The 19,893-nt window shown below is 61.4% G+C and carries 18 protein-coding genes; 6 read left to right on the plus strand and 12 right to left on the minus strand.

Annotated features, from left to right (window positions below; all coding sequences use genetic code 11):
- Nucleotides 1–14: 14 nt before the first annotated feature.
- Both M2400_RS11025 and M2400_RS11030 read right to left on the minus strand, forming a co-directional pair.
- On the minus strand, nt 15–893 hold the full coding sequence (locus M2400_RS11025; RefSeq protein ID WP_003210406.1) for a polysaccharide deacetylase: 879 nt from the start codon (nt 891–893) through the stop codon (nt 15–17).
- Between the two features lie 11 nt (nt 894–904).
- Nucleotides 905–2,248, minus strand: coding sequence for an amidase (locus tag M2400_RS11030; protein WP_259196239.1), 1,344 nt, complete (start codon nt 2,246–2,248; stop codon nt 905–907).
- Between the two features lie 335 nt (nt 2,249–2,583).
- On the opposite strand from M2400_RS11030, the gene M2400_RS11035 reads away from it, so the two are divergent.
- From M2400_RS11035 to cmoB, 6 genes are all read left to right on the plus strand, one after another.
- Entirely contained in the window at nt 2,584–3,573 is a 990-nt protein-coding gene (locus M2400_RS11035) for a GntR family transcriptional regulator (RefSeq protein ID WP_177047273.1), read from the plus strand.
- 92 nt (nt 3,574–3,665) lie between these two features.
- Nucleotides 3,666–6,086: an endopeptidase La gene (lon, locus tag M2400_RS11040; protein WP_010176923.1), complete on the plus strand. Its 2,421-nt coding sequence runs from the start codon at nt 3,666–3,668 to the stop codon at nt 6,084–6,086.
- A gap of 202 nt (nt 6,087–6,288) precedes the next feature.
- Nucleotides 6,289–6,681 carry a protease inhibitor I42 family protein gene (locus tag M2400_RS11045; protein WP_177047170.1) on the plus strand — a complete coding sequence of 131 codons (393 nt, stop codon included), beginning with the start codon at nt 6,289–6,291 and terminating at the stop codon, nt 6,679–6,681.
- 1 nt (nt 6,682) lies between these two features.
- On the plus strand, nt 6,683–7,339 hold the full coding sequence (locus tag M2400_RS11050; protein ID WP_177075390.1) for a lysoplasmalogenase: 657 nt from the start codon (nt 6,683–6,685) through the stop codon (nt 7,337–7,339).
- A 36-nt stretch (nt 7,340–7,375) separates the two neighbouring features.
- Entirely contained in the window at nt 7,376–8,119 is a 744-nt protein-coding gene (cmoA, locus tag M2400_RS11055; RefSeq protein ID WP_259196236.1) for a carboxy-S-adenosyl-L-methionine synthase CmoA, read from the plus strand.
- Complete coding sequence (gene cmoB, locus M2400_RS11060) at nt 8,116–9,072, plus strand: tRNA 5-methoxyuridine(34)/uridine 5-oxyacetic acid(34) synthase CmoB (protein ID WP_177129192.1); 957 nt, start codon at nt 8,116–8,118, stop codon at nt 9,070–9,072. The genes cmoA and cmoB overlap by 4 nt, the downstream gene beginning before the upstream one ends.
- Nucleotides 9,073–9,227: 155 nt before the next feature.
- On the opposite strand, the gene tadA is transcribed toward cmoB, so the two are convergent.
- From tadA to lptF, 10 genes are all read right to left on the minus strand, one after another.
- Complete coding sequence (tadA, locus tag M2400_RS11065; protein ID WP_177121259.1) at nt 9,228–9,725, minus strand: tRNA adenosine(34) deaminase TadA; 498 nt, start codon at nt 9,723–9,725, stop codon at nt 9,228–9,230.
- Complete coding sequence (locus M2400_RS11070) at nt 9,725–11,104, minus strand: multicopper oxidase family protein (protein ID WP_259196229.1); 1,380 nt, start codon at nt 11,102–11,104, stop codon at nt 9,725–9,727. Before M2400_RS11070 ends, tadA begins: the two co-directional genes overlap by 1 nt.
- Before the next feature lie 226 nt (nt 11,105–11,330).
- Complete coding sequence (gene pdxJ / locus M2400_RS11075; RefSeq protein WP_177047182.1) at nt 11,331–12,074, minus strand: pyridoxine 5'-phosphate synthase; 744 nt, start codon at nt 12,072–12,074, stop codon at nt 11,331–11,333.
- A 52-nt stretch (nt 12,075–12,126) separates the two neighbouring features.
- Nucleotides 12,127–12,816, minus strand: a complete 690-nt coding sequence (gene recO, locus M2400_RS11080; RefSeq protein WP_093201548.1) for a DNA repair protein RecO — start codon at nt 12,814–12,816, stop codon at nt 12,127–12,129.
- Between the two features lie 227 nt (nt 12,817–13,043).
- Nucleotides 13,044–13,946 (minus strand): GTPase Era, encoded by a 903-nt coding sequence (gene era, locus M2400_RS11085; protein ID WP_003210432.1) that lies wholly within the window; start codon nt 13,944–13,946, stop codon nt 13,044–13,046.
- On the minus strand, nt 13,939–14,628 hold the full coding sequence (gene rnc, locus M2400_RS11090) for a ribonuclease III (RefSeq protein ID WP_003210434.1): 690 nt from the start codon (nt 14,626–14,628) through the stop codon (nt 13,939–13,941). Before rnc ends, era begins: the two co-directional genes overlap by 8 nt.
- 147 nt (nt 14,629–14,775) lie before the next feature.
- The gene (lepB, locus tag M2400_RS11095) at nt 14,776–15,630 is read right to left on the minus strand and encodes a signal peptidase I (RefSeq protein ID WP_177047184.1); all 855 of its coding nucleotides are present in this window, start codon (nt 15,628–15,630) and stop codon (nt 14,776–14,778) included.
- A gap of 5 nt (nt 15,631–15,635) precedes the next feature.
- Nucleotides 15,636–17,435 carry a translation elongation factor 4 gene (gene lepA, locus M2400_RS11100; protein WP_169378422.1) on the minus strand — a complete coding sequence of 600 codons (1,800 nt, stop codon included), beginning with the start codon at nt 17,433–17,435 and terminating at the stop codon, nt 15,636–15,638.
- Between the two features lie 152 nt (nt 17,436–17,587).
- Nucleotides 17,588–18,667 carry an LPS export ABC transporter permease LptG gene (gene lptG / locus M2400_RS11105; RefSeq protein ID WP_177047186.1) on the minus strand — a complete coding sequence of 360 codons (1,080 nt, stop codon included), beginning with the start codon at nt 18,665–18,667 and terminating at the stop codon, nt 17,588–17,590.
- Complete coding sequence (gene lptF / locus M2400_RS11110; protein WP_177047188.1) at nt 18,660–19,778, minus strand: LPS export ABC transporter permease LptF; 1,119 nt, start codon at nt 19,776–19,778, stop codon at nt 18,660–18,662. The genes lptG and lptF overlap by 8 nt, the downstream gene beginning before the upstream one ends.
- Between the last annotated feature and the right edge of the window lie 115 nt (nt 19,779–19,893).

Below are 19,893 nucleotides of genomic sequence, written 5' to 3' on the forward strand. Positions count from 1 at the left end.
GTTGGTTACAGGTATCAGGTACGCGGTTGGCGGCGGATAAAGTCATCGGCGATTTCGTCGAAGGTGACGAAGCGCACGCCGGCATGGCTCTGGATGTGTTCGATCAGGCGCTCAAGCATCAGCAGCACTTGCGGGCGGCCGGACACGTCGGGGTGGATGGTCATGGTGAACACTGCGTGTTCGTGCTCGCGGTAGACCCAGTCGAACTGGTCGCGCCACATTTCTTCCAGGTGACGCGGGTTGACGAAGCCGTGGCTGTTGGGGGCTTTCTTGATGAACATCATCGGCGGCAGGTCGTCGAGGTACCAGTTGGCCGGGATCTCCACCAGGTCGGTTTCTTCGCCGCGCACCAGGGGTTTCATCCAGGTGTCGGGGTGCTGGCTGTAGTCGATCTTGGTCCAGGTGTCGCCCTTGCGCACGTAGTACGGGTGGAAGTCGTTGTGCATCAGGCTGTGGTCGTACTTGATGCCTTTTTTCAGCAGCAGTTCGTTGGTGACCTTGCTGAATTCCCACCAGGGCGCGACGTAGCCGGTGGGGCGTTTGCCGGTGACCTGGGTGATCAGTTCGATGGACTTGTCGAGGACGATTTCTTCCTGCTCGGCGGTCATCGCGATAGGGTTTTCGTGGCTGTAGCCGTGCACGCCGATTTCGTGGCCGGCATCGGCCACGGCCTTCATCTGCTCGGGGAAGGTTTCCATCGAGTGCCCGGGAATAAACCAGGTGGTGCGCAGGCCGTAGCGTTCGAACAGTTTCAACAGGCGCGGCGCACCGATTTCACCGGCGAACAGGCCACGGGAAATGTCGTCCGGGGAGTCTTCGCCGCCATAGGAACCGAGCCAGCCGGCGACCGCGTCAACGTCGACGCCAAATGCACAGAGAATGTCTTTAGCCATGATGTGTCTCCTTAAAAAGTGAGGGCTGTTTCAACCGACAGGGCAGCCCGAAGCAGGCGCGCGTCTTCACCGCTGGGGGCGCTGAGCAGCAGACCGGTAGGCAGGCCCAGGGCATCGCGGCCGCTGGGCAGGCTGACGCCAGGCATGTCCAGCAGGCTGCCGGGCATGGTCAGGCGCAGGGTGGCGAGGTTGGTGCTGACGAACAGTTGATCGTCGGCTTCCAGTGGCGCCAGGGCCGGGGCTACGTGGGCCACGGTGGGGGTGATGAGGATCGCGCCGTCGAGCTCGTCCACAAGCTGCTGTTGCAGGCGGCGGCGGGCGTCGTACAGCGCCAGCAGTTGGCTGGCCGGCAGTGTGCGGGCGGCTTCAAGTCGACGGCGTACGCGGGGGTCGAGTTGCTCGGCGTCGGGGCTGTCGAGCAGGGATTCGTGGAGTGCAAACGCTTCGAAAGAGCCGAGCCAGCCCTGATGCTGGATCAGGTCGAGGGTGCCCTGGAAGGTCTTCGACGGGCGCACGTCAATCAGTGCGCCTGCGGCTTTTAATTGGTCGACACAACGCTGCAGGTTGTCGCGCACCGCGGGCTCGACCCGGGCGTCTTGCAGCACACTCTGTTCAACCCAAAAACGCTGGCCATGGAGGCTGCGGGCCTGGCGTGGCTGGCGCTGGTCGCGACCATTGAGCAGGTCATCGATGGCCAGTGCATCGCGCACGCTGCGGGTCAGCGGGCCGAGGCTGTCGAGGGTATGGGCCAGCGGGAATACGCCGTCGCGGCTGTAGCGCCGGCAACTGCTGCGATAACCGACCACGCCATTCAACGCGGCGGGAATGCGGATGGAGCCGGCCGTGTCGGTGCCCATGGCGATGGGCACGATACCGGCAGCCACGGCGACCGCCGAGCCCGAGGATGAGCCGCCGGGAATCCGTGGCTGATCGATACTGCTCGGGTTGTGCGGCGTGCCGAAATGCGGGTTCAGGCCGAGGCCCGAATACGCCAGCTCGCTGAGGTTGGTCTTGCCCACGCTGACCATGCCGGCGCGGCACAACAGGCCAACACTCGGCGCATCCAGCAATGCGGCCGGCGCGTTGCCGCGATAGGCGGCACCCGCCGTGGTGATGCTGCCGGCCACGTCGAACAAATCTTTCCAGGCCAGGGGCACGCCATCGAACACACTCAAAGGCTGACCGGCACGCCAACGGGCAGCGGACGCTTCGGCCTCACGCCGGGCGCGCTCGGCGGTCAGGGAAATGAATACGCTGGGAACCATGCTCGCTTGAACAAGAGCCTGCTCAAGGGCCTGCACCGGGTCGCTGCGACCGCTGGCGAAATCCTCGGCCAGTGAAGTGGCGTCTGACATGGGAATGACCTTTAAAAACGTACATATTAATAAAATGTACATTTTACAAAGGCAGCTTTCGTGCCAGTCTTGTGGGAAGAGTGTTTGGCGGATCCGGCACTTTGGATCAGACCCACGGGATAGATAGGTTTTTAACATCAAAAGAAATAGCCGTTGATGCTTGGCGTTCGTCCACAATGAAATAATGTATCTTTTATTAATAAGTACATTTTGGTGCAGAAAAGTAACATTCACTCCCTGAAGGCCCCAAAAAAGTGCCACCGACGTGGCGCAGAGTGACAGGCGCAACTATGAGAGAATCCCCGGCCACCGACCCGTTTGCTCCAGAGAACCCGATGAAAGCAGTGTCAGCCTCGGCTTCCCGTTACGCGATGATTCACCAGGTTTTGCGCGATGCCATTACCCACGGCACCGCCCGCCATGGCCTGGTGTTGCTGGAAGCGCCGCTGGCCGAGCTGTTCGGCACCAGTCGGGTACCGGTGCGCAAGGCCCTGAACCTGTTGCATGACGAAGGGCTGATTTGCCGCTTCGATGGCCGGGGTTACCTGATCAATCCCGATGGCCTGGACATGGAGCCGCTACGCCTGCCCCTGAGCCACGCGCACCTGGGCCTCAACGGTGAGGATGAACTGGTGGACACCCGGCCGCTGGGGGAGCGCATCGTCGAGGAGATCGGCGCAGCACTGTCTACCTGCATCGCCTTCGGCCATTACCGCCTCGACGAACAGGCTGCCGCCGAGCACTACAACGTCAGCCGCGCGGTGGTGCGTGAAGCGCTGATGCGCCTGCGAGACCGTGGCCTGGTGGAAAAGGAACCCTATTCCCAATGGCTGGCCGGGCCGCTGACCGCCCGGGAAGTCACCGAAGACTACGAACTGCGCGCCTGCCTGGAGCCCGAAGCCCTGCGCCAGAGCGCGCCGAACCTCGATCGCGACCTGCTGCAAGCCATGCTGCAACGGGTGCTAGATGCACAGGACAGCGCCCATTGCAGCCTGGAGGAGATCGAGCAGATCGAGGAAGACCTGCACCAGCACTGCCTCGCGGGCCTGCAAAACCGCAAGATCGCCGCGCTGATCCGCCAGGGGCAGAGCCCGATGATCATCAGCCGGATTTTCTACCGGCTGCTGGGTATCGGCGCCGACCCGGCGATGCTGGCCGAGCACCGGCTGATCCTGGAGTTGCTGCTGCACGGCGCCTTCGACGCCGCCGCGCTGAACCTGCGCGAGCACCTGCAACGGGCCCGGCAGCGGATGTTGCAACGGTTGAAGGTGCTGTCGGTGCTGCCTGAGCAGCCTTTACCGGCCTACCTGCACAAACTCAGCTGAATTCATGCAATTTGTTGCTAACTACCCTCGCCCATTGAAACCACTGCCGACCCGCCCCATCTAACCTGCATACTTCCTTATGCAGGTGCCCCATGAGCGACCAGCAAGAATTCCCGGACATCGACCTCGACGACTACGCCGATCCGGAAAACGCTGAACACACTTCCGCCAACACAGGCTTGGCGCTGCCGGGGCAAAACCTGCCCGACAAGGTCTACATCATCCCGATCCACAACCGGCCGTTCTTCCCGGCGCAGGTGTTGCCGGTAATCGTCAATGAAGAGCCGTGGGCCGAAACCCTGGAACTGGTGAGCAAATCCGAGCACCACTCCCTTGCCCTGTTCTTCATGGAAACCCCGCCTGAAGACCCGCGCCATTTCGACACCTCCAGCCTGCCGCTGTACGGCACCCTGGTGAAGGTGCACCACGCCAGCCGTGAAAACGGCAAACTGCAATTCGTCGCCCAGGGCCTGACCCGCGTGCGGATCAAGACCTGGCTCAAGCACCACCGCCCACCGTACCTGGTGGAAGTCGAATACCCACACCAGCCGACCCAGCCGACCGACGAGGTCAAGGCCTACGGCATGGCGCTGATCAATGCGATCAAGGAACTGCTGCCGCTCAACCCGCTGTACAGCGAAGAGCTGAAGAACTACCTCAACCGCTTCAGCCCCAACGACCCGTCGCCGCTGACCGACTTCGCCGCCGCCCTCACCTCGGCCACCGGCACCGAGCTGCAGCAAGTGCTCGACTGTGTACCCATGCTCAAGCGCATGGAAAAAGTCCTGCCGATGCTGCGCAAGGAAGTCGAAGTCGCGCGCCTGCAAAAAGAAATCTCCGCCGAAGTGAACCGCAAGATCGGCGAGCACCAGCGCGAGTTCTTCCTCAAGGAACAGCTCAAGGTCATCCAGCAAGAGCTGGGGCTGACCAAGGACGATCGCAGCGCCGACGTCGAACAGTTCGAACAACGCCTGGTGGACAAGGTACTGCCGACCCAGGCGCAGAAACGCATCACCGAAGAAATGAACAAGCTGTCGATCCTGGAAACCGGTTCGCCGGAGTACGCGGTCACCCGCAACTACCTGGACTGGGCCACCTCGGTGCCATGGGGCGTGTATGGCGAGGACAAACTCGACCTCAAGCACGCCCGCAAAGTGCTCGACAAACACCACGCCGGCCTGGACGACATCAAGAGCCGCATCCTCGAATTCCTCGCAGTGGGCGCCTACAAAGGCGAAGTCGCCGGCTCCATCGTGTTGCTGGTAGGCCCGCCGGGCGTGGGCAAGACCAGCGTGGGCAAGTCGATTGCCGAGTCCCTCGGTCGGCCGTTCTACCGCTTCAGTGTCGGCGGCATGCGTGACGAAGCCGAGATCAAGGGCCATCGCCGCACCTACATCGGCGCCATGCCGGGCAAGCTGGTGCAAGCGCTTAAAGATGTGGAAGTGATGAACCCGGTGATCATGCTCGACGAGATCGACAAGATGGGCCAGAGCTACCAGGGCGACCCGGCTTCGGCCCTGCTCGAAACCCTGGACCCGGAACAGAACGTCGAATTCCTCGACCACTACCTGGACCTGCGCCTGGACCTGTCCAAAGTGCTGTTCGTGTGCACCGCCAACACCCTGGATTCAATCCCCGGCCCGCTGCTGGACCGGATGGAAGTGATTCGCCTGTCGGGCTATATCACCGAAGAAAAAGTCGCGATTGCCAAGCGCCACCTGTGGCCCAAGCAGTTGGAAAAAGCCGGTGTGTCGAAAAACAGCCTGTCCATCAGCGACGGCGCCCTGCGCGCCCTGATCGATGGCTACGCCCGGGAAGCCGGTGTGCGCCAGCTGGAAAAACAGCTGGGCAAACTGGTGCGCAAGGCGGTGGTCAAGCTGCTGGATGAGCCGGACTCGGTGATCAAGATCGGCAACAAGGACCTGGAAGCTTCACTGGGCATGCCGGTGTTCCGTAACGAGCAGGTACTGTCGGGCACCGGTGTGATCACCGGCCTTGCCTGGACCAGCATGGGCGGCGCGACCTTGCCGATCGAGGCGACGCGCATTCACACGCTCAACCGTGGCTTCAAGCTCACCGGGCAATTGGGTGATGTGATGAAGGAATCGGCCGAGATTGCCTACAGCTACATCAGCTCGAATCTGAAATCGTTTGGCGGTGACCCGAAATTCTTCGACGAAGCCTTCGTGCACCTGCACGTGCCGGAAGGCGCCACACCCAAAGACGGCCCGAGCGCCGGGGTGACCATGGCCAGTGCATTGCTGTCGCTGGCACGTAACCAGCCGCCGAAAAAAGGCGTGGCCATGACCGGTGAACTGACGTTGACCGGGCATGTGCTGCCGATTGGCGGGGTGCGCGAGAAAGTGATTGCGGCGCGGCGCCAGAAGATTCACGAGCTGATTTTGCCGGAGCCTAATCGCGGGAGTTTTGAGGAATTGCCGGAGTACCTGAAGGAAGGCATGACGGTGCACTTTGCCAAACGCTTTGCGGATGTGGCGAAGGTGTTGTTCTGATAATTATGTAGTGCCTGAGCTGGCGCCATAGCGGGCAAGCCCGGCTCCCACAGGGATCGGTGTTGTTAATGACAACGCGGTCAAATGTGGGAGCGGGCTTGCCCGCGATAGCGCCAGCCCTATCAACACAACTTCCTCGCTTGTCACACCTTGTCTCATCTTCGGTTATGCTCGCCCTTCGTCGCCAAACAACGGAGCCCCCATGACCGCTGCCCGCCTGCTTCTCCCCCTGAGCCTTTGCCTGCTCGCCGCCTGTGCCAGTGCGCCGAAGCAAAACGTCACCGTGGAAAAACAGAGCGCTTGCCCGCTGCAACTCAAGACCGGGCAAAACCTGATCCTGACCCTGCCCAGCAACCCCACCACCGGTTACCGCTGGGCCATCCAGGACTCGGCCGGCGGCGTGCTGCGCAGCCTGAGCCCCGAGGTCTACAGCAACACCGAAGACACCGGCGTGATCGGCAGTGGCGGTCAATCCACCTGGCGCTTCCAGGCCTTCAATGCGGGCCAGGGCCGTTTGCGCCTCACCTCACAACAGCCCTGGGAGCCGGAAGCTGAACCGGCCGAAACCTTCGACTGCGCCATTACGGTGAACTGATATGCCATGGATGATCCTTGCGTTGATGGGGGCGGTAACCTTTATCTACGGCCTGAGCACCCACGCCACCCTGCTCTGCCTGTTGGTAAAGCCGTTGCCGGTGCTGGCGCTGTTGGGCTGGCTGCATGATGCGCCGCCCACCGACTATCGACGCTGGATCAGCCTGGGGCTGATTTTTTCCCTGGTGGGCGATGTGCTGCTGGCCTGGCCCGGCGATTTGTTCATCTTCGGCCTGGGTGCGTTTTTATTCGCGCACCTGGCATACCTGAAAGCCTACTTGAGCGACTGCCGTCGCCCGGCGATCTTGCCGCTGGTATTGGCGCTGGTAGTGGGCGCGATCTTGCTGAGCATTCTGATTTCCCACGGCCTGGGCCCGTTGCTGGTGCCGGTGGTGGTTTATGCGCTGGTGATCAGCGCGATGTTGTGGCGAGCGCTGGCGCGATTGGGCAGCGGCGTGCCCAAGCGCTCGGCGTACCTGGCGGCGGCAGGCGCGGCGTCGTTCGTGTTTTCCGACACGCTGATCGGCATCAATCGGTTTGTGGTGGCGTTTGAGGCCGCGCCGTATTTACTGATCGTCAGCTATTGGCTGGGGCAGTGGGGCATTACCGCGTCGGCGTTCCATCAGACAACCCGCGCATCCGAGGAGCAAGTTGGCTAAAATGCCGGGCTTTCCCCCTTCGTCGCCGGAACAGCCGTGAGCAAAGAACCCGATCGCCTATTCGCCCAGCCCCTGCCCCAGGTGCCGGACTTCGCCTTCAACGAAGACGTGGTGCGGGTTTTCCCGGACATGATCAAGCGCTCGGTGCCCGGTTACCCGACCATCGTCGAAAACCTCGGCGTGCTCGCGGCGCAGTTTGCCCAACCCAATAGCGTGCTCTACGACCTCGGCTCGTCCCTCGGCGCCGTGACCCAGGCCCTGCGCCGTCACGTGCGCACCGACGGCTGCCGGGTAATCGCTGTGGATAACTCGGCGGCGATGGTCGAGCGTTGCCGCGAATACCTCAACGGCCAGGACTCGATGTTCCAGGAGTTGCTGCCGGTGGAAGTGATCGAGGGCGATATCCTCGCGCTGCAATTCCAGCCGGCTTCGGTGGTGGCGCTGAACTTCACCCTGCAATTTATCGCACCCCAACAGCGCCTGGCCTTGCTCTCGCGCATTCGCCAGTCGCTGCTGCCGGGCGGCGCGCTGATCCTTTCGGAAAAGCTGCGCTTCAATGATTCGCAAGAACACGCGCTGCTCACTGATTTGCACATCGCCTTCAAACGCGCCAACGGCTACAGCGAACTGGAAATCGCCCAGAAACGCAGCGCCATCGAAAACGTCATGAAGCCCGACAGCCTCGAAGAACACCGCGAACGCCTGCTGGCGGCCGGGTTCTCGAAAGTCGTGCCGTGGTTCCAGTGTCTTAACTTTGCCTCGTTGATTGCCTTGCCATGATTGATCTGTCTCCCCTCGCCCGCCATCTGGTCGGCACTCCCCTGGCCGTATGGGCCCAGGGCCTGCAAGCGCAACTCGATGCGAAGATGGAAAAGGGTCACGGCGACCTGGAGCGCTGGCAAAGTGCGCTGGATGCGCTGCCGAAGATCATGCCCAGTGAAATCGACCTGCTGAACGGCCTGGTGCTCGACACCGATTGCGACGACGAAACCCGCGCGCAAATGCGCACCGCGCTGATGGGCCTGTGCCCGTGGCGCAAGGGCCCGTTCGACCTGTTCGGCGTGCATGTAGACACCGAATGGCGCTCGGACTGGAAATGGTCGCGGGTCGCGCCGCACCTGGACCTCAAGGGCAAGCGCATCCTCGATGTGGGCTGCGGCAACGGCTATTACATGTGGCGCATGCTCGGCGCCGGGGCAGACAGCGTGATTGGCGTCGACCCGAACTGGCTGTTCTTCTGCCAGTTCCAGGCGGTGCAGCGCTACCTGTCGACGCCTAAGGCCTGGCACCTGCCGTTCCCGTTTGAAGACCTGCCGCCGAATATGGAAGGCTTCGACACCGTGTTTTCCATGGGCGTGTTCTACCACCGCCGTTCGCCGATCGAGCATTTGCTGGCGCTGAAGGATTGCCTGGTCAAGGGCGGTGAACTGGTGCTGGAGACGTTGGTGGTTGAAGGCGATCAGCAGCAAGTGCTGGTGCCGGAAGATCGCTACGCGCAGATGCGCAACGTGTGGTTCCTGCCGTCGGTGCCGGCGCTGATGCTGTGGCTGCGCCGCGCCGGCTTCAGTGATGTGCGTTGCGTGGATGTGAGCGTGACCACCATTGAGGAACAGCGCGGGACGGAGTGGATGAAGTACCAGTCCCTGAGCGATTTCCTGGACCCTGAGGATCACAGCAAGACCGTTGAAGGGCTGCCGGCGCCGATGCGGGCCGTCATCGTCGCCAGGAAGTAACCCACAAATCTCCCTGGAAAAATGGAGATCAAATGTGGGAGCTGGCTTGCCTGCGATCCCATCACCTCGGTTCGGCTGATACACCGAGGTGCCTGCATCGCAGGCAAGCCAGCTCCCACATTGATCGGGTTACCACATTGAATCTTCAGGGTTGATTAGAGTGTTGGCTTGGCGCGGCGAGCCTTGAAGAACTCACTCAACACCGTCCCGCACTCTTCGGCCAACACCCCGCCTTCATACAGCACCCGATGATTGAGAAAACCCTGGGTAAAAAACTGCCCCTGGCTTTGCACGATCCCGGCCTTTGGCTCCAGCGCGCCGTACACCACCCGGGCAATCCGAGAATGCACGATCAGCCCGGCGCACATGCTGCACGGTTCCAGCGTTACATACAGCGTACTGCCCGGCAGCCGGTAATTGCTCACCGCCTGGGCGGCCGCGCGAATCGCGACCATCTCTGCATGCGCACTCGGATCGTTGCCGCTGATGGGGCAGTTGAAACCCCGCCCGATAATCTCGCCATCCTGCACCAGCACCGCGCCCACCGGCACTTCACCCAGCGCCGCGCCTTGGGCCGCCAGGGCCAGCGCTTCACGCATGAAGTCCTGGTCGCGGCTGCGATCGATAATCGCCGTGGGGCGAAACTGGCGCATCACGCCACCTCGATGGCGGCCATCAGGCCGGTTTCCATGTGGTCGATCACATGGCAGTGGAACATCCAGACACCCGGGTTATCCGCCACCAGCGCCACGCGGGCACGTTCGTTCTTGCCCAGCAGGTAGGTGTCGGTGAAGTACGGAATCACCTTGTGGCGGTTCGAGGCGATGACCTTGAAACTCATGCCGTGCAGGTGGATCGGGTGTTGGTACTGGGTCATGTTCTTCAATTCGAATATGTAGCTCTTGCCCTTTGCAAGCTTGGCAATCGGGCGGTCGGCGCAGGTCTTGTCGGTGATGTCCCAGGCCTGGCCGTTGATTTGCCACAGGCTCGGCGGCTTATTGTCCACGTTCACCGAGACCGATCCAACCCATTCGAAATTGAAGTTGAGTTTCTCGGCATTGGCCAGGTCCGGCTCGGCAATCGGGTTGGCCGGCAGCGCGGGTGGCCATTCGGTCGCCGTGTCGGTGCTGGCCACCGAGCGGAAGGTACCCAGGCGCACCGGGCCGTTGCGGATCGACAATTCTTCACCGGCAGGCGGCGCCTTGATCGCCAGGCAAATGCGCATGCCCGGGCCCAGCCAGTATTCCTTGCCCAACGGGCGCGGCTCGATGGGGTTGCCGTCCAGGGCATAGATCTGCGCTTCAACGTCGGGGATGTTGATGCGGTAGGTCAGGGTGTTATCGAGGTTGAGCAGGCGCACCCGGGTGAGCTGCCCGGCCGGCAAATCGATCACCGCCTGGGATACGCCGTTGATGGTCGACAGGCGTCCGGCAGTGCCGCCCCGGGCTGCTTCGCGGGGAATGCTGAAGGCGACAAAGGCGCCTTCTTCGTCCACGTGCCAGCTTTTCAGGCTCAGGGTGCGTTCGTGTTTGAAACCGGTGGGTTCGCGTTCTTCGATGATCAGCGGGCCCACCAGGCCACGGCCCAGCTCTTCGCTGCTGTTCACATGAGGGTGATACCAGTAGCTGCCGGCATCGGGCACGCGGAATTTGTAGTCGAAGTATTCGCCCGGCAGTACCGGCAGTTGCGAGACGTAGGGCACGCCGTCCATTTCCAGCGGCAGGCGAATGCCGTGCCAGTGGATGGTGGTGGCAACCGGCAAGTGGTTGATAAACCGCACCCGCAGCCATTCACCCTGACGCACCCGCAATTCAGTGCCCGGCGCCGACGGGCCGAAGGCCCAGGCTTGGGTCTTGTGCCCCGGCACCAGTTCCACGTCCAGCGGTGCGGCGATCAACTGGTAATCGTGCCCCGCCTCGGCCTCGGCGACTTTACCCAGCCAATAGCGGTAGGCGCCACCGGCACCGACGCCCACCACCGCGAGACCGGCAAGACCACCCAGGATTTGTCGACGGGAAAACGATTGGGACACAACAACCTCACGTATCTGCAGCGGGTCCGAGCCCCGCAAAGGGCAGATACCATACACCGGCATCACCTAAACAGTAAGGGTTCGCATTGCCACATGTGGGAGCGGCCTTAGTGTGGGAGCTGGCTTGCCTGCGATGGCATCACCTCGGTGCAACTGAAATACCGAGGTGATGCCATCGCGGGCAAGCCCGGCTCCCACACAAGTCACACATTGGATCGTTGTTATTTCAGGCCTTGGCGGCGGCCAGAATCAAGGCTTTCATCTCGGCGACCGCACCTTTGAACCCGACGAACAGCGCATGAGCCACCAGCGCGTGGCCGATGTTCAGCTCGTTGATGCCCTTGATCGCGGCCACCGCTTCGACGTTGTGATAGTGCAGGCCGTGGCCGGCGTTGACGATCAGGCCTTCGGCCAGGCCGCAGTTGACGCCGTCGATGATGCGCTGCAATTCGTCGGCGACTTCGGTCGGCGTGGTCGCGTCGGCGTAACGGCCGGTGTGCAGTTCGATGGCCGGGGCACCCACACGGCGCGAAGCTTCGATCTGGCGCTCGTCGGCGTCGATGAACAGCGAGACTTCACTGCCGATCTTCGACAGACGCTCCACGGCCGCCTTGATCCGCGCTTCCTGGCCGGCCACATCGAGGCCGCCTTCGGTGGTCAGTTCCTGGCGGGTTTCCGGCACCAGGCAGATATGCGCCGGGCGGATGCGCTCGGCGAACGCCATCATCTCTTCGGTGACGCCCATTTCGAAGTTCATGCGGGTTTGCAGCACGTCCTTGAGCAGCAACACGTCGCGCTCCTGGATGTGGCGGCGGTCTTCGCGCAGGTGCACGGTGATGCCGTCGGCGCCCGCTTCTTCGGCGTCCAGCGCGGCCTTGACCGGGTCCGGGTAACGGGTGCCCCGGGCCTGGCGCAGGGTGGCTACGTGGTCGATGTTCACGCCGAGAAGAATGCGATTGCTGGTGGTCACGAAAAGCGCTCCTGAAGAGGGAAGGAATCGCTGCACAGCATACACGGGGATGTCAGGGCTTTCGAAACAACTCGCGGCTGACCAATGGCCGTCCGCCCAAATGCACGGCCAGTGCCTGGCGCATCAGCCGCTTGGCAGCAGACAACGCGCCGGGGGCGGTCCAGTCGGCTTCGCTCATGGCCAGCAGCTCGGTGCCCTGGAACAGACCGGGTTGCAGCAGGTAGACGCGCTCCAGGCCCGCGTCGACTTGCAGGCGGTACATGCCGTCGGCGGCGATGGGGTCGCCGTGCAAGTCGTTGCTCAATTCGAAGCCGTAGCCGAGATCGTCCAGCAGGCGCCATTCGAACGCGCGCAGCAGCGGTTCCAGGGGGCGGCCTTCGGCGAGGGCGAGCAAGGTGGCGGCGTAGTGATCGAAGACGCCGGGGTGCGGGTCTTCGGCGGGGAGCAGGCGAATCAGCAATTCGTTGAGGTAGAGGCCGCTGAACAGCGCCTCACCGTTGAGCCAGTTGGAGGCGCCGGCGGCTTCCATGCGGCCGACGTTCTTCAGCTCACCACGTCCACGAAACTCCACTTCCAGGGCCACAAAGGGGCGGGCCAGGGTGCCGGCCTTGCCGCGTGCGCTGCGCAATACTGCGCGCAGGCGGCCTTGGGGCGTGAGGAAGTCCACCAGGGCGCTGGTCTCGCGGTAGGCGCGGCTGTGCAAGACGTAGGCGGGTTGGCCGGTGGGTGGGGTTTGAGACATGGGAGTAAGAGTCTCTAAAGAGAAGCCAATGTGACAAAGCGCATTTGTGGCGAGGGAGCTTGCTGTGGCGAGGGAGCTTGCTCCCGCTGGGCTGCGAAGCAGCCCTAAAACCGGGCACCGCGTTTTAGCTGATGGGCCCAGGCCACTGGATTGGGGACGCTTCGCGCCCCAGCGGGAGCAAGCCCCCTCGCCACAACAAGCCCCTCTTCCACAAATCCGGCCGGGGCTTACAGGTCGCCGTAACCCAACGAACGCAACGCACGCTCATCATCGGACCAACCACCCTTAACCTTCACCCACAGGTTGAGCATGATCTTGGAATCAAACAGCAATTCCATGTCCTTGCGCGCTTCGGTGCCGATGCGCTTGATGCGCTCGCCCTTGTCACCAATGATGATTTTCTTCTGGCCGTCACGCTCAACCAGGATCAGCGCATGGATATGCAGGGTCTTGCCCTGCTGCTTGAACTCTTCGATTTCGACGGTGATCTGGTACGGCAGCTCGGCACCCATCTGGCGCATGATTTTCTCGCGTACCAGTTCGGCGGCGAGGAAACGGCTGCTGCGGTCGGTGATCTGGTCTTCCGGGAAGAAGTGCTCGTTCTCCGGCAGGTAGCCGGCGATCACACGCTCCAGGGCTTCGAGGTTGTGCCCGTGCTGGGCCGAGATCGGCATGATCTGGGCGTTCGGCAGTTGTTCCTGCAGCCAGCTCAGGTGCGGCATCAGCTCGGCTTTGTCTTCGATACGGTCGGTCTTGTTCAACGCGACGATCAATGGGCCGGTGACGTACTGCACACGCTCCAGAACCATCTGGTCTTCGTCGGTCCACTTGGTGCGGTCGACCACGAAGATCACCACGTCGACGTCTTTCAACGCCGCCGAAGCGGTTTTGTTCATGTAGCGGTTAAGGGCCTTTTCGCCGCCTTTGTGCATGCCCGGGGTGTCGACGTAGACAGCCTGAACGGCGCCTTCGGTCTTGATGCCCAGCATGTTGTGGCGGGTGGTCTGAGGCTTGCGCGAGGTGATCGCCAGCTTCTGTCCCAGGATGTGGTTCAGCAACGTGGACTTGCCCACGTTGGGACGGCCGACGATGGCAACATAGCCACAGCGCGTTGCGGTTGAATCAGTCATGGCCATTCTCCACGCCCAGGGCAATCAGTGCTGCAGCGGCCGCTACCTGTTCGGCAATACGACGGCTCACACCCTGACCTCGGCTTTTTTCATTCAGTAAGGTGATTTCACATTCGACGAAGAAGACTCGGCAATGCGGCTCACCCTGGATATCCACCACTTCGTAACGCGGCAGGTCGCAACCACGGGACTGCAGGAATTCCTGCAGGCGGGTCTTGGGATCTTTGTTGGTGTCAACCAGCGTCAGGCTTTCGATCTCGGTGGAAAGCCAGGCGACGACGCGCTCTTTGGCCGCTTCCATGCCCGCATCGAGGTAGATCGCGCCAATCAGCGCTTCAAGGGCGTCGGCCAGGATCGACTCGCGACGGAAACCGCCACTCTTCAACTCGCCGGAGCCCAGGCGCAGGTAATCACCCAAGTCGAAACCACGGGCCAGTACGGCCAGGGTCTCACCTTTCACCAGGCGCGCACGCAAGCGCGACAACTGGCCTTCGCGGGCCAGCGGGAAGCGATTGAACAGGGCTTCACCGGCAACGAAATTGAGGATGGCATCACCGAGGAATTCCAGGCGCTCGTTGTTACGCCCGGCAAAACTGCGGTGTGTAAGGGCAAGGATCATCAATTCCTGATCCTTGAAGGTGTAGCCGAGCTGACGCTCGAGACGGCTTAGAGAAACGCTCACGGTTTACCCACATTCAGTTCGAGGCACCGGTGGCCTGCGACGATTAACGCTGTGTTCAAATTCAAATCCTGGTGGTTGCTGCATGGAGCCGGACTTTGTCCAAGCCCCAGAAAAGCATTCGGCGCTGTGTTCACAGCGCCGCATGGATTACTTGATCAGCCCGACCCGCGAGAAGTTCGGCAGGTGGCTGAGCTTGGGTTCCGGCCAACTCATCCAGACCGCAAAGGCCTTGCCGACGATATTCTGGTCGGGGACCATGCCCAGCAGGTCCTTGGGAATATTGGGGTCATCCCAGTAACGGCTGTCATTGGAGTTGTCGCGGTTGTCGCCCATCATGAAGTAGTGCCCGGCAGGCACTGTCCACTGGTTGTCAGGCGGCGAACGGTAGCGGCTCATTTCCTTGCGGATTTCGTGCTCTACCGCCCCGAGCTTCTCCTGGTACAGCTCGGCGCTGCCCAGGGTGTTCGGCTCGGAACCGATCAGTTTTTCTGCCACCGACTCGCCATTGACGAACAGGCGCTTGTCGCTGGTGTAGCGAATCACGTCGCCCGGCAGGCCCACTACACGCTTGATGTAGTTGACGTTCGGGTCGCTTGGGTAGCGAAACACCATCACATCGCCGCGCTGCGGGTCACCGACCTCGATCACCTTCTTGTCGATCACCGGCAAGCGAATCCCGTAGGAAAACTTGTTCACCAGGATGAAGTCGCCCACGTCCAGGGTAGGTTTCATCGAGCCCGAAGGGATCTGAAACGGTTCCACCAGAAACGAACGCAGCACCAGCACGATGAACAACACCGGGAAGAACGACTTGCCGTATTCAACCAGCATCGGCTCTTTGTTCAGTTTCTCGACCACCGCCACATCGGGCTGGCTGACGCTGCCCTGATAGGACGCGATGGCTGCCCGGCGACGCGGGGCGAAGAACACCAGATCGAGCAACGCCAATAGACCGCAAACGGCAACGGCGATGACCAGCAACAGCGGGAAATTTAGTGACATAGGACCTAACTATCCAACCTGAGCACCGCAAGGAAGGCTTCTTGTGGAATTTCCACGTTGCCCACTTGCTTCATGCGTTTTTTACCGGCCTTTTGCTTCTCGAGCAGCTTGCGCTTACGGCTGACGTCGCCGCCATAGCATTTGGCCAGTACGTTCTTTCTGAGTGCCTTGACGGAGGTCCGTGCAATGATCTGCCCGCCAATGGCGGCCTGGATCGCGACGTCGAACATCTGGCGCGGAATCAGTTCTTTCATCTTTTCGGTCAACTGGCGACCTTTGTAGTGCGCGTTGTCCTTGTGCACGATCAGCGCCAGGGCATCTACCTTGTCGCCGTTGATCAGCACATCCAGCTTCACCAGATTAGCTGATTGGTAACGGTCAAAATGGTAATCCAGCGAAGCATAGCCGCGGCTGGTGGATTTGAGACGGTCGAAGAAGTCCAGGACCACTTCGTTCATCGGCAAATCGTAGGTCACTTGCACCTGGGTACCGAGGAACAGCATGTCGTGCTGTACGCCACGCTTTTCGATACACAGGGTAATGACGTTGCCCAGGTGCTCTTGCGGCACAAGAATATTGGCCCGCACGATCGGTTCGCGCATGTCTTCGATGGAAGACAGATCCGGGAGCTTGGACGGGTTGTCGACGTAAATCGTTTCACCGGTTTTCAGCGCCAGCTCAAAAATAACCGTCGGCGCGGTGGTGATCAGGTCCAGGTCGTATTCGCGCTCGAGGCGCTCCTGGATGATTTCCATGTGCAACATGCCCAGGAAACCACAGCGGAAGCCGAAGCCCAGGGCGTCGGAGCTTTCCGGGGTGTACTGCAACGACGAGTCGTTGAGGGTCAGCTTCTGCAGGGCTTCGCGGAAATCCTCGAAGTCGTCGGAGCTGACCGGGAACAGGCCGGCGTAAACCTGCGGCTGGATGCGTTTGAAGCCCGGCAGCACGTCGACGTCAGGGGTGGAACTCAAGGTCAGGGTGTCACCCACCGGTGCACCGTGGATGTCCTTGATACCGGCGATGATGAAGCCCACTTCACCGGCTTTCAGATCAACGGTTGCGGTGTGCTTGGGGTTGAACACACCGACGCTGTCCACCAGGTGGATCTTGCCGGTGGATTTGACCAGGATCTTGTCGCCCTTCTTCACACGGCCGTGGCGCACGCGTACCAGGGACACAACGCCCAGGTAGTTGTCGAACCAGGAGTCGATGATCAACGCTTGCAGCGGATCTTCGTAGTTGCCGGTGGGGGCTGGAATGGTCTTGACCAGGCGCTCGAGCACTTCGTCGACGCCCAGGCCGGTCTTGGCGCTGCACTCGACGGCGTCGGTGGCGTCAATGCCGATGATCTTCTCGATCTCTTCCTTGACGCGGTCCGGATCGGCCTGCGGCAGGTCGATCTTGTTCAGCACCGGCATCACTTCCAGGCCTTGCTCGATGGCGGTGTAGCAGTTGGCGACGGACTGGGCTTCAACGCCCTGGCCCGCGTCCACTACCAGCAACGCACCTTCACAGGCCGCAAGCGAACGGCTGACTTCATAGGTGAAGTCGACGTGGCCCGGGGTGTCAATGAAGTTGAGCTGGTACTTGATACCGTCTTTGGCGGTGTAATACAGAGTAACGCTGTGGGCCTTGATGGTGATCCCGCGCTCGCGCTCGAGGTCCATGGAGTCCAGCACCTGGGCTTCCATTTCACGCTCGGCAAGGCCGCCGCACATCTGGATGAATCGATCGGCCAGCGTCGACTTGCCATGGTCAATGTGGGCGATGATGGAGAAATTGCGGATATGACTCAAATCACTCACGGATCAACACTCAAAAAGGCTGCAGGCAGACTGCCCGCTGAAAAATAGCCGGGAATTGTACCTGATGCGCAGACCAGACGTCATCCATGGTGACCAAGAACAAAAATGCCCCGATCGTTCGAGCGGGGCATTTTTTGTTCATAAGCGCGGGTTCAACCGGCCCGACGCAACAGCCAGAAGCCGGCCACGGCGCAGATAGCGGTCGGCACCAGCACCGCAAACAGCGGCGAGAAGCCGAATACCAGGCTGGATGGCCCCAGCAGGTCCTGGGCAATACGGAAGGTGAAGCCCACCAATACGCCAGTAAACACGCGCTGGCCCAGGGTTACCGAGCGCAGCGGGCCGAAGATGAACGAGATCGCCATCAGCACCAGCGCGGCGGTCACCACCGGCTGCAACACCTTGACCCAAAACGCCAGCCAGTAGCGGCCATTGTTCAAGCCCTGGTCCTTGAGGTAGTGGATGTAACCCCACAAACCGGAGATAGGCAGGCTTTCCGGGATCATCACCACGGTGTTCAGCAATTCTGGCTTGAGGGAAATATCCCACTGTTCCGTCGGCACATTGATCACTTCGGTGCTCGACGCCGCGCCTTTGCCGATGTCACGGAAGTAGGTGGTGCTTACTTCGCTCAGTTGCCACTTTTCGTCGGCGTACTGCGCACGTTTGGCGAAGCTGGACGACAACAGGTGACGTTCTTTATCGAAGTGATAGCGCGTGACACCGATCAACAGGCCGCCCGGTTGCACGGCGTTGATGTGGATGAATTCCTCACCCTGGCGGTGCCACAAGCCGTGCTTGGAGCTCTGCGCATCACCCGAGCCCTGGGCCAGGGCACGATTGGCCTGGGCCGTGGATTCGGCCGGAGGCGCTACGTATTCGCCGATCAGCACGCTGACTACCATCAGCAACAGCATAGGCTTCATGACCGCCCATACGATTCGGCCGATGGAAACACCCGCCGCACGCATGATGGTCAGTTCGCTGTTGCTGGCCAGGCTGCCCAGGCCGATCAGGCAGCCGATCAGGGCGGCCATCGGCATCATGTCGTAGAGGCGACGGGGCGCGGTCAGCGCCACATAGCTCAGGACGTTGGTCACGGTGTAGGTGTCGCTGACATTGCCCACTTCATCAATGAAGGCGAACAACGAGGCCAAACCCAGAATAATGCCCAGTACCGCAAGGATTGCGACCAGGACGCTGCTACCAATGTAGCGGTCGAGCTTAACCACGAGCCAGCTCCTTCATGCTGCGACGACTCTGCATCTTCAAGCGCAACGGTTCCCAATAAAGCAGGCCCAGGCCAATCGCCAGGAAAATCCCGTGGACCCACCACAACCCGAGGGTCGGCGACAGCTTGCCCTTCTCCAGGGAGCCGCGGGCGGAAATCAGGATGGTCAGGTAGGCCATATAAAGCAGGATCGCCGGCAACAGCTTGAGGAAACGGCCCTGGCGCGGGTTGACCCGGGACAGCGGCACAGCCATCAAGGTCACGATAAACACCAGCAGCGGCAGGGAAATCCGCCATTGCAGCTCGGCGATCGAGCGCAGTTCCTTGCTGCCGAGCAGGTCTGGCGTCGGGATGGCGTCACGGTCGGTGACCTCGTCGCTGACATCCGGCCGGGCCAGCATCACGCCGTATGTGTCGTACTTGATCGCACGGTAATCGGCCTGGCCGGGGCTGCCGTCATAGCGATAGCCGTCCTCCAGAATCAGGTAGCGGCTGCCGTCCGGGCGCACTTCCTGGCGCCCCTTGTCGGCCACCAGGATCGAAATGCCACGGTCTTTCTGGTTCTGGCCGAGGTTTTTCTGGGAGATGAACACACCGCCCAGGTTGGCACGGTCATCCGACAGTTGTTCGGTATAAGTCACCCGAGTGCCGTCGTTGAGCGCCTGGAAGCGGCCCGGCTCCAGGGTGTCGAATTCGGTCATGGCGTCCTGTTTGTTGAGCACCAGCTGGAACTGCAAGGCTCCCTGGGGCGCCAGGCTCAGGCTCAGCCAGGCCACGACCAGCGCGATGCCGGTGGCCGGGACCATGGTCATGGCCAGCAGGCGTTGCTGGCTCATGCCGGTGGCCGACAGCACGGTCATTTCGCTTTCGAGGTACAAGCGGCCATAAGCCAGCAGAATCCCGAGAAACAGGCCCAATGGCAGGATCAGCTGCAAAAAGCCTGGCAGGCGAAAGCCCATGATCAGGAACAGCGAGCCCGGATCCAGGGCGCCCGAGGCAGCCTGGGCGAGGTATTTGACGAAACGACCACTCATGATGATGACCAGCAATACCGCACTCACGGCACTCAGGGTCAACAGGACTTCGCGGGACAGATAACGGAAGACGATCAAACCAGACACTCCAGGGTTGTCAGGCTAAGGCGGCCAAACAAGCAAGCATAGCGAGTCGACCCATTGCTGCAGGCCGGCTAAAAAGATGGCGCATTATCCTGTGATTGACCGCACC

The organism is Pseudomonas sp. BIGb0558 (assembly GCF_024807515.1).
Lineage (GTDB): Bacteria > Pseudomonadota > Gammaproteobacteria > Pseudomonadales > Pseudomonadaceae > Aquipseudomonas > Aquipseudomonas yamanorum_A.

Coding starts and splice junctions, on each gene's coding strand:
- M2400_RS11050 (WP_177075390.1), top strand. CDS start 6,683: ATGCCATGGATGATCCTTGCGTTGATGGGGGCGGTAACCTTTATCTAC.
- recO (WP_093201548.1), bottom strand. CDS start 12,816: ATGTCTCAAACCCCACCCACCGGCCAACCCGCCTACGTCTTGCACAGC.
- M2400_RS11030 (WP_259196239.1), bottom strand. CDS start 2,248: ATGTCAGACGCCACTTCACTGGCCGAGGATTTCGCCAGCGGTCGCAGC.
- M2400_RS11025 (WP_003210406.1), bottom strand. CDS start 893: ATGGCTAAAGACATTCTCTGTGCATTTGGCGTCGACGTTGACGCGGTC.
- tadA (WP_177121259.1), bottom strand. CDS start 9,725: ATGCGCCAGTTTCGCCCCACGGCGATTATCGATCGCAGCCGCGACCAG.
- lon (WP_010176923.1), top strand. CDS start 3,666: ATGAGCGACCAGCAAGAATTCCCGGACATCGACCTCGACGACTACGCC.
- lepB (WP_177047184.1), bottom strand. CDS start 15,630: ATGTCACTAAATTTCCCGCTGTTGCTGGTCATCGCCGTTGCCGTTTGC.
- M2400_RS11045 (WP_177047170.1), top strand. CDS start 6,289: ATGACCGCTGCCCGCCTGCTTCTCCCCCTGAGCCTTTGCCTGCTCGCC.
- cmoB (WP_177129192.1), top strand. CDS start 8,116: ATGATTGATCTGTCTCCCCTCGCCCGCCATCTGGTCGGCACTCCCCTG.
- M2400_RS11035 (WP_177047273.1), top strand. CDS start 2,584: ATGAAAGCAGTGTCAGCCTCGGCTTCCCGTTACGCGATGATTCACCAG.
- era (WP_003210432.1), bottom strand. CDS start 13,946: ATGACTGATTCAACCGCAACGCGCTGTGGCTATGTTGCCATCGTCGGC.